The following is a 15257-nucleotide window of genomic DNA, read 5'->3' on the forward strand; positions in this document are numbered from 1 at the left end:
CGCACGGCAGGAGTCCGGCAGTGGCAGAGCGCAAGCCGATCGAGTCATGGCTCACCGACATGGACGGCGTCCTGATGCACGAGGGTGTTCCGGTTCCCGGGGCGGATGCCTTCATCAAGCGGCTGCGCGAATCGGGCAAGCCCTTTCTCGTCCTGACCAACAACTCCATCTACACCCCGCGTGATCTCCACGCCCGGCTGAACCGCATCGGCCTGGACGTGCCGTGGGAGTCGATCTGGACCTCCGCGCTGGCCACCGCCCAGTTCCTGGACGACCAGCGCCCCTGCGGCACCGCCTACGTCATCGGCGAGGCGGGCCTGACCACCGCCCTGCACGACATCGGCTATGTCCTGACCGACCACTCCCCGGATTACGTGGTCCTCGGAGAGACCCGCACCTACAGCTTCGAGGCCCTGACGAAGGCGATCCGGCTGATCAACGACGGGGCCCGGTTCATCGCCACCAACCCCGACGAGACCGGCCCCTCGCCGCAGGGCGCGCTGCCCGCGACCGGGTCGGTGGCCGCGCTGATCACCAAGGCGACGGGCATCGACCCGTACTTCGTCGGCAAGCCCAACCCGCTGATGATGCGGCACGGACTGAATGTCATCGGTGCCCATTCCGAGACCTCCGCGATGATCGGTGACCGCATGGACACCGATGTGCTGGCCGGTCTGGAGGCGGGCATGGAGACCTTCCTCGTCCTGACCGGGCTCACCCGCCCCGAGGAGATCGAACGGCACCCGTTCCGGCCCTCCCGTGTGGTGGACTCCATCGCGGATCTCATCGACCTGGTGTGACCGGGCCGGGCCCCGCTGTCCGGTCCGCGGCCCGCTCCGGCCGTGGACCGCCGGCGGCCCGGGAGCCCCACCCGAACGGCGCAGCCTCGGACCGCACCGGATGCGACCGGGCTCGCGTGGGCGGACCTTCGGAGTTATCGGAGGTTCACCATGCGCTCACGGCAACTTGCTCTCTGTGCCGCGGTCGCGGCGTGCGCGGTGACGACGGCGCCCGCGTACGGCGGGGACGAACGCGACACCGGAACCGCAACGGTCCTGGCCCACCCCGCCCTGACCGCCCCGCGCGGCGCGGTCACCTTGCGGAGCACCGGTTGCACCACCGGGCGGGCCACCGCCCGATCGGCAACCTTCCACGGCACACCGCCGCTCACCGGGACCGCCGGGGGCCTGGCCGAGGGCGCCGGCCGAATCCGTTCCGGCTCGGCACCCGGCACGCCTCCGCGCACCGCAGCCTGCCCTGGCGGCACCGTCCGGAGATCGCACGCTGCGGGGCCGGGGGAGGCCGGTGCGTCGGCTGTCCGTGTTGCGGGGCCGGTGGAGGCTGGTGTGTCGGGTGTCTGTGTTGCGGGGCCGGTGGAGGCCGGTGTGTCGGGCGTGCGTGCTGGGCGGCTGGTGCAGGCCGACACGGCGGGCGTCCGTGCCGGGCGGGCGGTGCAGGCCGCCAAGGCCGCCTCCAGCAACGAGCTGAGCAGCACCTCGGCCGTGGGCCTGGTGCTGGCCGGCGGCGCCATTCTGGTCATCGCGGGACAGCTGCTACGGCTCCGGCTGAGACTGCGCCGCGAACGCCGGGGCGACGCCGATGAGCGCTGACGACGAGGGGCGGGCGGTTGCGGTCGAGGTGACCGCCAGACCCGGTGTCTCCGACCCGGGCGGCGGCGTACACGGCACAGGCACCGTGGCGAGCGTGCCCGGACGGCAGGTCGTATCCCGCCCGTCTGGCATGCAGGGTCCCCCGGGCTCCCATGGCGCTCAGGGCCTCCAGGGTCACTATGGCGCTCAGGGCCTCCAGGGTCACCATGGCGCTCAGGGCCTCCAGGGTCACCATGGCGCTCAGGGTCCCCAGGGCCACCATGGCAACCAGGGTTCCTATGGCACCCAGGTTCCCCATGGCCCCTATGACCCCCATGGCGCCCATACGGCGCTCAACACCCTTGCCCCACCCGTCACCCATGCCTTCCCCGGCCCCGGCCCCGACAGGGGCACCAGCACCAGCCCCGCCCCCGCACCCGGTACGGGTCTTGGCCCTGCCCGTGACACGGGCCTCGCCCACCGTCCTGGGCAGCTCCTCGCCGGTGTGGCCTGGGCGGTGCTGCTGTTGGGGCTGTGGCTGTGGGGCCGCGAGCTGTCGGACGGGGTGGCCGCGCAGCTCGCCACGACCGGTGATGTCGCCGCCGCCGGGCGCCCGTTGGGCCGACAGGCACCCCCGCATGCGCACGCTCCGGTACCCGCCGCCACCACCGCACGGCCCGTCCGGATCACCATCGATGCGCTCGGCGTACGGGGGGCCGGTATCACCGGAAGAGGCCTCGACGGGGACGGCATCCTCACGCCGCCCCCGTACACCTCCCCGGAACCCTTCGCCTGGTACGCCGAAGGGCCGCAACCCGGCGAGGCGGGCGCGGCGCTGCTCGTGGCGCGTGCCGGCGCCGACCGCGACCCTGGCGCCCCGCGGTCCCTCTTCCACCGTCTGACCCGCCTCAAGCCGGGGCAGCAGGTGGACATCCAGCGCGCCGACGGCAGCACCGCCCGCTTCACCGTCGAGGACATCAGGCTCTACGACCGCCACCGCCTCGACCCGCACAAGGCCTATGCCGCCCACGACCGGGGCCGTTCCGAACTCCGCCTCATCGCCGACGGCGGCAGCCGCGACCGTACCTCCGGACGGCATGGCGGCAACGCGGCCAACGTGGCTGTGGTGTCGGCCTACTTGACGTCCTATCAGGATCCCTTGCACGCCGGGCACGGCTGAAGCCGCCACGGCCGCCGGCAGGCGAGCGCGCCGGCGGCCTGTGGACAACCGGTGCTCGGGCCGTCCACAGGCCGACCTGGCACGTCGGGCGTGTGCCACGATGGATGCGGCCGGTGGTCCCCTGCCGACCGTGTTCCGTGTTCATGCTCTTCCGTGTTCATGCTCCGAGGGGGGAGTGGATGTACGGCAATCTGCGACGGATGGCCGGGGTCGGTTCGCCGGGCGGGTCCCGCGACGGCCGGCGGCGCTCCGCGCATGCCGGTGTGGCTTCGGCGCGGGCGGCGGTGGGGGCGCTGGCGCTGCTGCTGCTCGCCGGCTGCTCCTCGTCCGGCAGCGACAGCGACGGCAATGTGCCGGACAGACCGGGCCAACGCCCCAAGGCCGTCACCCCGTTCTGGGTCAACCCGGACAGCAAGGCGGCCCGTCAGGTGTCCGCGTACGGCAAGGAGGGCAAATCCGGCGACGCCCGCCTGGTCAACAAGATCGCGGCGCAGCCGGTCGCCGAATGGATAGGCATCGACGACCCGGAGGGGGAGGCCCGCGGTTTCACCGAGGCGGCCGCCAAGGCCGACCGTGAGGCCCTGCTGGTGCTCTACAACATCCCGCACCGCGACTGCGGCAGCTACTCCAAGGGCGGCGCCGCCGACGGCAACGCGTACCGCGCCTGGCTGGACGGAGTGCGCAAGGGCATCGGCGACCGCGCCACCACCGTGATCCTGGAGCCCGACGCACTGCCGCACATCGAGGACAAGTGCACCCCGCAGCAGTTCCACGAGGAGCGCTACGCCCTGCTGACGGAGGCGGTCGGCAAGCTCAAGGCGCTGCCGCACACCAAGGTTTATCTGGACGCCGGCAACCCCCACTGGATCAAGGACGCGGGCCGGATGGTCGAACCGCTGAAGCGGGCCGGTATCGACCGTGCCGACGGCTTCGCGCTGAACATCTCCAACTACCAGACCACCGCCGAGAACACGAAGTACGGCAAGAAGCTGTCCGCCATGGTCGGTGGCAAGCGCTTCGTCATCGACACCAGCCGCAACGGCAACGGCCCGGCCCCTGGCGGCGACGACCCGGAAAACTGGTGCAACCCACCCGGCCGTGCCCTGGGCACCCCGCCCACCACCAAGACCGACGACCCGCAGATAGCCGCCTACCTGTGGATCAAGCGCCCCGGCGAGTCGGACGGCACCTGCAAGGGCGGCCCCAAGGCGGGCACTTGGTGGCCCAAGTACGCCCTCGGCCTGGCCCACAGCGCGAAGTAGGCACCGCGCCCTGCCGTGCCGTGACGGCGACCACGCCCCGGTCGCCGTCACGGCAAAGGGGCCTCCCACCGCCACAACGGCAAAGGCACCTCCCGCCGCCACGGCGATGGCACCTCCCGCCGCCGCCACGGCGAAGGAAGCCCCCGGCCCCGGCCCCGGCAGACGACTGCCGACTCGTCGCCCAGGCAGACGAGTCCCCCCTCGCCCCTGCGCAAGAACCCCCCGCCGCCCCGGCGCAAGAATCCCCCGCCGCGACGCCGCGACGCCGCGACGCCGCGACGCCGCGACGCCGCGACGCCGCGACGCCGCGAGAACAGCCCGCCGCCCCGGCACGCACGCGGGAACAGCCCGCCGCCCCGGCACGCCCCCCCACCGCAAAGGCCCGGCGGACGACAAATCCACCGGGCCACCACGCAGGAGGGAGCTACTTCCGCTCGGGTTCGACCTTCACCCACACCGCCTTCGACGGCGTCCCTTCGCTGTCCACCGCATGGAGCATGTACCACCCGGGCGGCACCAGCGAGGGGTCCTTGGGCAGGGTGACGGTCACGCCCTTCCCGTCCTTCGCCACCGTGAAGTCCAGTGCAATGGAGCGCTGTTCGACATTGGTGACATGGGTGAACGAGCCGGGACGCATCAGCCGCATCTTCTTGATGGCGGTGGCGTGCGGGGAGCCGTAGGTGGCGCGGTCGCCGAGCGAGAGCGTCTGCGTCGCCCCACCCGTCAGCTCCGGGCGCGACTTCCGGTAGAGGTACGGCGGGGTGTAGAGGTCGATCTGCTGCTGGAAGACGCCCGGCTTGGTGTTGTCCTTGTCGGCGAAGAGGGAGTCGGAGCCGAAGGTCATCACCCGGCCGTCGGGCAGCAGCAGCGCACCGGAGTGGTAGTTGCGGCCCACCAGCGGATCGGCCACCTGCCGGGCGGTGTTGGCCGCCGGATCGTACAGCTCCGCCTTGAGGACGTTGGAGTCGCTGCGCCCGCGGTAGTCACCGGAGCCGTTCGTGGTCAGCACGGTGTCGTCCGGCATGATCACGCTGCTGGGGTAGCGGGCCTTCGCATACAGCGGCGGCCCGTCCTTGAAGCGCGGCGACGGCGCGTGCAGATCCACGATCCGGGTCTTGTCCGTGGCCTTCGGGTCCTCGCCGACCCCGCCCCCGCCCAGCACCATGTACCGCTGTTCCTGGGCCGGTGGCAGCAGCACCGACATCGACGTCTCCAGGATCTTCGGGTCGCTCATCCCGGGCACGACCTGGAACTTGTTGGTCTTCAGGTCCCAGATGCCGGGCTTGCGGCCGATGTTGTCCGGGCCGTAGCCGGCGTTGGAGCCGGTGTAGAAGATCCGGCCCTGGTCGGTGAGGAAGAGCGCCGGGTAAGTCGGGAAGAAGCGCTTCTTGGGCAGATACGTCCACTTCTTCGTCTTCGGGTCGTACACCTCCTGCTTGCCGGGGACCACCTGCCCGATCTCGTCCAGCCCGGAGACGGAGAGGACCTTGCCGTCCTGCAGCGTGGTGAGCGTCGGGTACCAGCGGGACTCGTTCATCGGGTCGACGGGCAGGTAGCGCTCGGCCACCGGGTCGAACTCGAAAGCGTCCTTGATCCCCTGGAAGTCCTTCTTGTCGAAGGACAGCTTCTGCGCGATGCCGTAGAAGTTACGGGCATCCGCGCCGGTCAGGCCGTGGATGCGGTAGTTGTCCTGGGCGCCCGTGGAGTGCGAGGGGCCGTTCTTGAGGGCCTCGACGTAGACCCGGGCCTCGCTGTGCACCACCGTGACCTTGCCGGTCGCCCGGTCGGTGACCTTCTTCGCCCGCGGCACCACGACCGGGTCCTTGGAGGTGAAGGTCTTGCCGTTCTTCTTGCCGGTGAAGAGTGTGCCGGCCGGGAACGTCTTCGGGCCGTCCGGGTTCTCGTTGTAGATGATCATGAGGCCGCCGGCCTTCTTCACATCGCCGTTCAGCTTCTCGTAGCGCTGGGTGCCGCCGGCCACCAGGAGCTTGCCGTCCGGGAGTTGGGTGTGCCCGGAGCAGAAGAGGTCCTTGGGGGTGGGGATGTTCTTGAAGGTGTTCTTCTCCGGATCCCACAGGACCGTACGGAACGACTTGGCCTTGAAATTCGCCGCGTTGTTGCCGGAGCCCGCGACCAGCAGCACCTTCCCGGTGTGCAGCAGCGCCGCGTGGATGGTGTTGATGCGGTACTTCTCCGGGACGTTGACGACATCCCAGTGGCCGTTCTCCGCCTTGTACTCAGCCTTGTTGATCTTGTACTGGTGGTACTGCTCGGAGGCGAAGCCGTAGAGAGCCGGCCCGTTCATCCCGGCCAGTGCGAGCACCACCGCCGCTGCTATCGCCACTCTGCGGGTGCGACGGCTCGGACGGTACTTCATGTGTGACGTCCCCCAAGGGCGATCTGCATGGTCTGTTCGGTGGTGGCGGCCGGGTCGGCAGCCGGGTCGCCGGCCGGAGCGGCGGCCTCGTCAGCGGCCGTCGCGGGCGCACCCCCGCCGTCGGCCTGCTCCGGAGGACTCCCGGCACCGGCCGCAGCACCGGCCGTGGCACCGGCCGAAGCACCAGCCGAAGCATTAGCCGTGGCACCGGAAGTGGCACCGGAAGTGGCGGCGCCCGCACTCCGCTTCTGCTTCTCCTCGCGCACGGTCAGCCGCCAGGCGACGATCGGTGCGGCGGTGATCAGCATCGCGAGGATGGCCCAGATGACCATCGCCGGATGGCTGTGCCCCAGCACGAACGAGGCGATCAGCGAGCCCCCGAAGACGACCAGGAAGAACAGATGCACCCGGAAGGTCCCGAAGAGCGTGTCCGGGCTGGACGAGTCGCCCTTCGGCGTGACCACGAACTTGCTCTTGCGGCGCAGCGCCGCATCGAACAGCGACCGGGCGTAGATCGGCGCGGACAGCGCGGACATCACCATGCCGCCGACACCGCCGGAGCCCTCCGGCTCGTGCGGGGAGACATTGTGCCGCCGGTTCCAGATGTACAGGCCGATCTGCAGCGCCGAGGCGTTGCCGTACAGCATCATCCACACCGACGGGTCGATCTCCACGCCCGAGGCGCCGAGACCCAGGAACAGCGCACAACTCAGCGCCGCCAGAATCCAGTTCAGCGCCGACATCGGGTAGAAGATCACCATCATGGTGTAGTTGACGAGCCGGCCCACCGGCAGGGTGAAGGGCGCCTTCCAGAACTGCTTGAGAATCGTCTCGTACGTCCCGCGTGACCAGCGCAGCTGCTGGGTGAAGAAGTCCGTCCAGGCCGTGGGCCCCTCACCGACCGCGAGCACATCCGGGGTGTAGACCGAGCGCCACTTCTTCCCGGTCTGCGGGTTGCGGTGCCGGTGTATCTCGAACCCGGTCGCCATGTCCTCGGTGATCGAGTCGTACAGCCCGCCGATCTGCTTGAGCGCGCTGATGCGTACGGCGTTGGAGGTGCCGACGAACATCGGCGCGCCGTAGCGGTTGCCGGCCCGCTGGATCAGCGCGTGGAAGAGGAACTGCTGGGACTCGGCGGCCTTGGTGACGAAGGTGTCGTAGTTGCCGTACACCTGGGGGCCGATGACAAAGCCCACGTCCGGGTCGCGGAAGAAGCCCAGCATCCGCTCCAGGTAGTTGGGCAGCGGGACATGGTCGGTGTCGACGGAGGCGAAGTAGTCGTAGTCGTCGCCGTGTGCCGCCAGCCAGGCGTTGTAGTTGCCGTGCTTGGTCTTGGCGCGGTGCGGCCCCTTGGGCTGGTTCCACTCCGGGATGCCCTTACGGGTGAAGTGGTGCACGCCCAGGCGCTGGCAGACCTCTTTGACCTCGGGGTCGTCGCCCTCGTCCAGCAGCCATATGTGCAGCAGTCCGCGGTGGCGTATCTTGACCGCCGCCTCCAGCGTCTTCGTCACCATGGCGAGGGGTTCCTTGCCCGGCACGAAGGAGGTGAGGAAGGCGACGCGGGTGCCGCTCTCGGGTATGACCGGGACGGGGTCGCGGGCGACGAGGGTGGCATGCGCGTTGGACAGCACGTTCATGCACCGGAAGAACTCGATCAGCCCGATCGCGACCAGCATGACGACGTCCAGCACCGGCAGGAATTCGTAGGCGGGGTAGTCGCGTTCGGTCCAGTGGGCCGGCTGCATCAGCCAGATCAGCAGCCCGAACGAGAGCAGCGGCGCGGCACCGAGCAGCAGGGCGGCCCGGATGCGGTGCGGCTCGTCGGCGAGCAGCGAGCGATAGCGGACCTTGTAGGGCTTGTCCGGGTCGGGCTGGGTGAGCGGCCCGGCCAGCCTGCTGTAGTGCTCGTAGTCGTAGCGCGGCAGCGGCTTGCGCTGGGTGCGCCGCTGCCAGTGCTGGCGTGGCACACGCAGGCGCGCGGTGGCGGACGAATCGTACGGGTGCTGCGGTCGGGCACCGTCAGGTGGCGACGTCATGGGTCCATCCCCCCGCACGCAACTGGCTGCGTGCCGTGTGCTGGTAGCCCGATTTCTCGGTCCCCCTCGACCGACTCGGGCTCACTGGTCTCGGCCGTCCGCATCGTCAGACGGTGACGGCCATGTTCCGGTGGTATGAGGAACGCCCCGTAATCCTGCCAAGCAGCGGGTTCCCCGCGTTCACATCACGCCAACCGGCGTATCTCTTTGCTCTCACTCCTGGTAACCCCGCCGTATTCCGGCCGAGTTCCCAGGTCAGAGTGCCGAACGACCCTCCTGATTGCAAGGCTGATCACGAGGTATGGGGCTGGAAGAGGCAATATCCGGACGCCATATGGCGCCGCGCGCATCGCTTTGACCTGGAACGGACGCTCATTTCCCGCTTGTTGGCAGTTGGCTGCAGGTTAACTGGAATGGCATGCTCCGTGAGCGCAGAGTTACCCTTCCGGCAAAGGAAACGCCCCTCGTTTGCAAAGCCCTTCAGCAACTGGCAATGCAATAAGGAGAGTCGGCGGAAACGGGCGTACGGGGCGCGGCGATTTGCGCTCCGAAGCGGTGCGACCGAGTGGCCGGCCGGAACTTTGTGGCCGTGCGTGCGATTTGGATCAGTATCTGAAGGAATTCACCCGCAAAACAGGGGATGGGCGGATCCGCCACGGATTCGACATGAACCGCCGAGTCCCCGTAAGTGACCTGCGAGTACGGCGAATTGGCTGAACGTCAGGCCCAGTAGTCCGAGAACTGCGCCACCCTCTCGGCGTCCCGTCGGCCGGTGGCACCGCTTTCGTCTCCGGGTGGGTCCGCCCGGAGGTGCCGAGGGTCGTCCGGGCCCGAGTCTTCGTCCGGGCCGGCGAGCGCCGGCCTTCCCGGCGACGGGGCCCGACGTCCCCGCTCCCGCGTCGCCCGTCCCTCTCTGCACCGCGGCCATGTCGCCATGGAGTCGCAGGCCCGCAGGCCCGCAAGTCCGCAAACTCGCACAAACGTGCCCTCTTGCCTGCTCGCGGTCCTGGTCCTGGTCCCGGTTGCGGTCGCGCTCGCGGCCGGCGGTGGTCGGCGTCGATCCCGGCCGGCTGTAGGGGGGAGCTGTGCCGCTACTCCTCCCGGGTGACCGCCGCCCGTGTGCCCTGATGGCGGCGGCTGATCTTGCGCCCTGCCCCGCTTCGGCCCGACATACGACTGAGGCCCCTCGCATGGCGAGGGGCCTCAGTGTGACGTGCGCCGCCAGGGACTCGAACCCCGGACCCGCTGATTAAGAGTCAGCTGCTCTAACCAACTGAGCTAGCGGCGCGCGCTGACCTGAAGAACTTTACACGAACTCGGAGGGTGCTCCGTACCCGAGGCCGCGCCGCTCACGCACTCGGCCCATGTGATCCCTGCCACTCGCGGCGCCCGCCTGTTCACTTGCCCCGCCTCGGGGGAGATGTCCGTGCATAAAGGGCAAAAGCCACTTGATCTCCTGGTCTTCGGCCGACACTCCGCCCGAATGATTCCGAATGTGGCAGATTCTCACGCCCTCTCCCGATAGATCATCAGTTGCCCCGTCAACATGCGATATCTCCTGCCGGTTGAGAGGCTGAGGCGAGCGCTGAGACGCAAGAACTGAACATCGTCCAGAGGGCAACGGCCATGGCGTCCGTCACTCCTCTTGCACCTGTTGCAACCCCACCCTCCACAGCAGCGTCTGCCAGGACGCGCGCCCCGGACCGGGTCCCCGGGACTCGCCCCTCCGTCGGAAAGGTTGATCGTCGTGGTGTCGACAGCCAAGCGCACCCTTGAGATGCGGCTCCTCCTCGGGCCGGACGAAGCAGTTCCGGTGGCCGGCCGGTTCAGCTACCGCAGCGACCGCCCGTACGAGGTCGAGGTCGCCTTCATCAGCCGCGGCCAGACGGTCGCCACCTGGCTGTTCGCCCGCGACCTCCTGCTGGCCGGGCTGCATGACGAAGCAGGGGAGGGCGATGTGCGGGTGTGGCCCTTCCGCCGGCCGGGCGAACCGCGCCGCGTCCATATCGAGCTGTCCACCGACGACAGCGTCTGCGAGCTGTCGGTACGCGCGACGGAGCTGACCGCCTGGCTGGAGCAGACCGCGGCGATCGTGCCGCCCGGCAACGAGGGCGGCTACCTCGACATGGACACACACCTGGCCCGGCTGTTCGCCGGGAAGTGCTGATGGGGGACACGGCGATCATGAAGACGACTACGGCCGGGCCGGTGACGACGGCAGGGCCGGTGACGACGGCAGGGCCCGGCGCGCCCGGCCCCTCCCGCCCGGCCAACGCATCCGCCGCCCCGAAGGCGGGCTCCGGAGTGACGCCCGCCCTCGCGGAGCCTGCCTCCGGCATTCCGCCCGGCGTCGGCATACCGCCTGGCATCGCCATACCGTCCGGCCCCGATACCCCGTCCGGCCCCGGCAACCCGTCCGCCAACGGCAACCCGTCCGGCCCTGGCACCCCACCCCGCGCCGGCACCCCGTCCGATGCCGGCTCCGACGCCAGCGCCGCCCCACCCCGCACTGGCACCCCGTCCGATGCCGATGCCGACGCCACCCCCGCCACCCCCCTGCCGGCCGCGCGCCGCGCCATGGGCTCGGGCCGGGGGGAAGGGGACGCGGAGCCGGCCGGCCGGGAGGGCAAGGGGCAGTCGGCCGCCACCGCTCGGCCGGGGCGTGCCGACGTGGCGGCGGACGGTCCCGCCGACCCCGACACGGCCGCCCCGCATGACCCCTGTGCGCACGGCTTTCTGCCCGAGCGGCCGCCCGTCCGTTCGCTGATCGGAACCTGGACCCGGCTGGACGCCATGGCACGCGCGGCCGCGGTCGCGCCCGACCGGGAGGCCGCCGTCGCGCTCGTGGAACGGGCCCACCGCGCCGATGAGTTGGCCGCCCTGCGGCAACGCGTCTCCCGGCTCTCGCTGCGCAACGCGGAGGCCGCCGCCATGCGGATCGCGGTCATCGCGGTGTCCTGCGGCTGGTGCGGGCTCGACCCTCAGGCACCGGCCGCGCGCGAGGTCGCCGACGAGGCATTTCTCGACCTCTGGGCGGCGATCGCGCACCGTATCGACCACGACCAGTTTGTCGCGCTGCCCACCCTCGCCCTCCACAACTGGGCCCCGGAGCGCAAACCGCGCCGCCATATCCCCATCGACCAACTGGCCCGCACCGAGACGCTTGTGCCGATAGTCCGGTGGGCCCCGGAAGGCCAACCGCTCAGCCGGCTGGACCGGTTGATGCTGGCCGCGACCCGCCTGGAGGCGCATGGGATCTGGCTCTTCCGGCTCGCCGAAACCCTTGCGGGACGGTCACCCGACGACTCCTCCACCCCGACGGCGCTGCGCCGGCTGGTCCGGGTCCAGCATGCGCTGCGCTCCCAGCTCCTCGCCGAGGCGGCGGAGCTGTCGGCCGCGCCGGCCACCCCGCAGCAGCGCGCGGTGCTCGCAGCGCTCGCCGGACAGGGCGCCCTGGAACCGCCGGTGCTCCAGGCCGCCGACGCGGTGCTGGGCATCGGCGCCCGGCGCATGCGGGAGGGCCGACGGCAGCTGCTGCGGCGCCATCTCCCGGCGCAGCACCGTGCCTGGCTCAGCGCGATGGACCGCCACTGCGCCCCCGTGCGCACCCTCGCCCACCGCGGCGGCCCCGATGCCGCCGTCTACCGCGAGGCCCAGGAGTCCCTGATCGCCCTCCGCCGCACCTACACGGCACTGGTACAGGCCGCCGCCTGCCCCACGACGCCTCCGCTCACGAGGGCGGCCTGACCCGCGGCGCTCCCACTGCCCACGCCCGCCCGTGCCGTGCCTCCGGTCGCCCTCGGCACGGCCCTTGGCGCGCCCGCGGCACCCCCTCCGCCCTGGCACGCCCTCCGCCCGCGGCACGCCCTCGGTACGGACATTGGCCGGACCTTGGTATGGCCATGCTGACGTGCCCAACGCCGCCGCCGGGTCACGTGCCGGAGGGGACGGAAGAGGCGGCCGCCGCGCCGGTGCCCTTGTCCGCGGGCCCGGACACAACGAAGTGGGCGTTCCCGGAGAACCGGAAACGCCCACTCGATACGTGCGCCGCCAGGGACTCGAACCCCGGACCCGCTGATTAAGAGTCAGCTGCTCTAACCAACTGAGCTAGCGGCGCGCGCTGACGAAAGAAATACTACCTGGTCGAGAGGGGTGCTCAGGACCACGGCCACGGGGCGGTGCCGTCCGGCTCCCGCCTTTGCCCGGGCTCCCGCCCCGCCGCCCTTGCCCGCGGCCCGGCCACGCCCTTGCCTGAGCTCCGGCCCCGCCGCCCTTGCCCGCGCCCCGGCTCAGATCGCCAGCGACAGCAGGACCGGGGCGGCCTGACGGTTGAGGGTGTCGGCGGCCTGGCGCAGCCGGTGGGCGTGCTCCAGCGGCATGGACAGGGCGAGGCAGCCGACCGTCGCACCGGCGGTGATCGGGACGGCCGCGCAGACCGTGCCCACGGCGTACTCCTGGAGGTCGAGTACGGGGACCGTGGGCGGCTGGCTGTCGAGCTTGTGGAACAGGACCTTCTCGTTGGTGATCGTCCGCGAGGTGAGCCGGGCGGTCTTGTGGCGCGAGAGGTGGTCCTTGCGGCCGTCGTGGTCGAGCTGCGCGAGCAGGCACTTGCCGATCGCGCTGGCGTGCGCCGTGCGGTGGAATTCGGCCCACTCGTTGACCTTGGGGGCCAGCGGTCCGTCGGCGTAGTGGAGGATCTTCACCTCGCCGTCGATGTACCGGCTGATGTAGACCGCCGCGCCGACCGAGTCGCGCAGCTGGTCGAGGGTGCGCTGGAGCTTGTCGCGCAGGGCCTGGTCGCGGTCGCCGCCCGAGCCCAGGAGCAGGAGCGATTCGCCGATGACATACGCCCCGTCCGTGACCTGCTCGACATAGCCCTCGCGCCGGAGCATCGACAGCATGTGGCCGAGCTGGCCCGGGGGCAGGCCGGTCTCGCGGGCGATCTGCGCATCGGTCACGCCTTCGGCGTGCCTGGAGACCGTTTCGAGCACGCGAAGGGCGTACTGCACCGAATGGAACGGCGCGGTCGGCTCGGGCTTCAGCGCCACGGTGTCCCCCTAGCAGGTTGTTACCGCTTGCGTCGTGACCGCCGCCGGTGGTCACGGCCGGGGCTTGCGTGCGGCCGGTCCCGGACAACGGGGCTGCCCTCACGATAGCGGTCAACGGCCCTCGATGGAGGGGGTCTTGACTGAAAAGAAGCGCGCCCCGGTCATCTGTCCTGGGGCTCACGACCTTGGCATATGCCAAGGTCACGGTGCCGGGGCATCAGCGGCTCCCGCTTCGTACGGTCCCCGGGCGCCGCGGAGAGGAGAAAGGGTGGTGCGCCCCCCCCCGAACGGGGACCCACCACCCGAACTCACTGCTTCCTGGGTGCCGTTCAGAGCACGGCGCTGAGGAATTCCCGGGTGCGCTCGTGCTCCGGCTCCGTGAAGATCTTCTCCGGGGAGCCGGATTCGATGACCCGCCCGGCGTCGAACATCAGGACGTCGTCGGAGATGTCCCGGGCGAAGTTCATCTCATGGGTGACACAGAGCATGGTGATGTCCGTGGTGTGTGCGATGTCCCGCAGGACGTCGAGCACCCCGGCCACCAGCTCCGGGTCCAGCGCCGAGGTCACCTCGTCCAGCAGCAGCACCTGCGGGCGCATCGCCAGTGCGCGGGCGATGGCGACCCGCTGCTGCTGGCCGCCGGAGAGCTGGGTCGGGTACTTGTCGAGGTGCTCGGTCAGACCCACCAGGTCGAGGAGTTCACGGGCCCGCTCCTCGGCGGCGTCCTTTTCCATTCCCAGGACGTGCACCGGCGCCTCGGTGATGTTCCGCAGCACCTTCATGTTGGGAAAGAGGTTGAACTGCTGGAACACCATGCCGATGTTCTTGCGGACCTCGCGGATGTGCTTTTCCCCGGCCGGTACGAGCTTGCCGCTCTTTTCCTCGTGCGTCAGATATTCGCCGCCGACCTTGATGGTGCCCTCGTCGGGCTTCAGTAGCGTCATCAGCAGCCGCAGAATCGTGGTCTTGCCGGAACCGGAAGGGCCGATGAGGGTGACGTGCTTGCCCGAGGAGACGGTGAAGTCCAGGGAATCCAGAACGGTGTTGGTCCCGAACCGCTTGGTGACGTGGTCGAAGCGGATCAGCTCGGTACCGTCCACCGCCGGGTTGGCCGTTTCTCCGGCGTGGTCTTTCGGGTGATTGCTGTCAGCGGACAAGACGACGCTCCAGGGCTCGCAGGAGGAGAGAAGTGGGGTAGGAGATGACCACGAAGAGGATGCCGACGACGGTGATCGGCTCCAGGTAGTCGAAGGTGGTGGCGCTGATGCTGTTCGCCTGGAAGAGCATGTCGGCGACGGTGATACCGGCCAGCAGCGGCGTGTCCTTGAACATCGCGATCACGTAGTTGCCGAGCGCGGGCACCACCCGGCGGAACGCCTGCGGCAGGATCACCGCGATCCAGGTGCGCCGGCGCGGCAGGTTCAGCGCCGTGGCGGCCTCCCACTGGCCGGGCGGTACGCCGTCGATACCGGCGCGGTAGACCTCGGAGGTGTACGTCGAGTAGTGCAGGCCCAGCCCGATGACACCGGTGGTCAGCGGCGAGAAGGCCAGCCCCCAGCCCGGCAGCACGAAGAACAGGAAGAACAGCTGCACCAGCAGCGGGGTGTTGCGGATGAACTCGACGAAGATGCTGACCGGCCAGGTCACCCAGCGGCTGCGCGCGCGCAGGGCCATCGCCCACACCAGCCCGAGCGCGAAGGACACCAGCGAGCCGTAGAACGTCGCCTGGATGGTGATCCACAGCCCTTTGAGGATCTCGGGCATG

Annotated in this window: 11 protein-coding genes and 2 tRNA genes; 6 read left to right on the plus strand and 7 right to left on the minus strand. The window is 70.1% G+C overall.

Features of this window, described 5'->3' with window-relative positions; all coding sequences use genetic code 11:
• The first annotated feature begins 20 nt into the window (after window positions 1-20).
• The 4 genes from AB0C46_RS24735 to AB0C46_RS24750 all read left to right on the plus strand — a co-directional run bounded on the left by AB0C46_RS24735 (window position 21) and on the right by AB0C46_RS24750 (window position 4031).
• Window positions 21-800: an HAD-IIA family hydrolase gene (locus tag AB0C46_RS24735; RefSeq protein WP_362830340.1), complete on the plus strand. Its 780-nt coding sequence runs from the start codon at window positions 21-23 to the stop codon at window positions 798-800.
• Between the two features lie 585 nt (window positions 801-1385).
• Window positions 1386-1610: a hypothetical protein gene (locus AB0C46_RS24740; protein ID WP_362830341.1), complete on the plus strand. Its 225-nt coding sequence runs from the start codon at window positions 1386-1388 to the stop codon at window positions 1608-1610.
• Window positions 1600-2769, plus strand: coding sequence for a hypothetical protein (locus AB0C46_RS24745; RefSeq protein ID WP_362830343.1), 1170 nt, complete (start codon window positions 1600-1602; stop codon window positions 2767-2769). The genes AB0C46_RS24740 and AB0C46_RS24745 overlap by 11 nt, the downstream gene beginning before the upstream one ends.
• Window positions 2770-2948: 179 nt before the next feature.
• Window positions 2949-4031, plus strand: coding sequence for a glycoside hydrolase family 6 protein (locus AB0C46_RS24750; RefSeq protein WP_362830345.1), 1083 nt, complete (start codon window positions 2949-2951; stop codon window positions 4029-4031).
• Window positions 4032-4455: 424 nt separating this feature from the next.
• Here the strand turns inward: AB0C46_RS24750 and AB0C46_RS24755 are convergent, their stop codons facing one another.
• From AB0C46_RS24755 to AB0C46_RS24765, 3 genes are all read right to left on the minus strand, one after another.
• Window positions 4456-6408 carry a kelch motif-containing protein gene (locus tag AB0C46_RS24755; protein WP_362830347.1) on the minus strand — a complete coding sequence of 651 codons (1953 nt, stop codon included), beginning with the start codon at window positions 6406-6408 and terminating at the stop codon, window positions 4456-4458.
• Entirely contained in the window at window positions 6405-8444 is a 2040-nt protein-coding gene (locus tag AB0C46_RS24760) for a glycosyltransferase family 2 protein (protein ID WP_362830348.1), read from the minus strand. The genes AB0C46_RS24755 and AB0C46_RS24760 overlap by 4 nt, the downstream gene beginning before the upstream one ends.
• A 1214-nt stretch (window positions 8445-9658) precedes the next feature.
• Window positions 9659-9732, minus strand: a tRNA-Lys gene (locus AB0C46_RS24765).
• Between the two features lie 459 nt (window positions 9733-10191).
• On the opposite strand from AB0C46_RS24765, the gene AB0C46_RS24770 reads away from it, so the two are divergent.
• Both AB0C46_RS24770 and AB0C46_RS24775 read left to right on the plus strand, forming a co-directional pair.
• A complete protein-coding gene (locus tag AB0C46_RS24770; RefSeq protein ID WP_362830349.1) occupies window positions 10192-10611 on the plus strand; it encodes an SsgA family sporulation/cell division regulator in 420 nt (139 codons plus the stop codon).
• A 17-nt stretch (window positions 10612-10628) separates the two neighbouring features.
• A complete protein-coding gene (locus tag AB0C46_RS24775; RefSeq protein ID WP_362830351.1) occupies window positions 10629-12191 on the plus strand; it encodes a hypothetical protein in 1563 nt (520 codons plus the stop codon).
• A gap of 296 nt (window positions 12192-12487) precedes the next feature.
• Here the strand turns inward: AB0C46_RS24775 and AB0C46_RS24780 are convergent.
• From AB0C46_RS24780 to ehuD, 4 genes are all read right to left on the minus strand, one after another.
• Window positions 12488-12561: transfer RNA gene (locus AB0C46_RS24780), tRNA-Lys, on the minus strand.
• A 172-nt stretch (window positions 12562-12733) separates the two neighbouring features.
• Entirely contained in the window at window positions 12734-13492 is a 759-nt protein-coding gene (locus AB0C46_RS24785; protein WP_362830353.1) for an IclR family transcriptional regulator C-terminal domain-containing protein, read from the minus strand.
• A gap of 329 nt (window positions 13493-13821) precedes the next feature.
• Window positions 13822-14649 (minus strand): ectoine/hydroxyectoine ABC transporter ATP-binding protein EhuA, encoded by an 828-nt coding sequence (ehuA, locus tag AB0C46_RS24790; protein ID WP_362830355.1) that lies wholly within the window; start codon window positions 14647-14649, stop codon window positions 13822-13824.
• Window positions 14639-15256 carry an ectoine/hydroxyectoine ABC transporter permease subunit EhuD gene (ehuD, locus tag AB0C46_RS24795; RefSeq protein WP_362830417.1) on the minus strand — a complete coding sequence of 206 codons (618 nt, stop codon included), beginning with the start codon at window positions 15254-15256 and terminating at the stop codon, window positions 14639-14641. The genes ehuA and ehuD overlap by 11 nt, the downstream gene beginning before the upstream one ends.
• Window position 15257: the final 1 nt, after the last annotated feature.

The organism is Streptomyces sp. NPDC048637 (assembly GCF_040650675.1).
Taxonomy (GTDB): domain Bacteria; phylum Actinomycetota; class Actinomycetes; order Streptomycetales; family Streptomycetaceae; genus Streptomyces.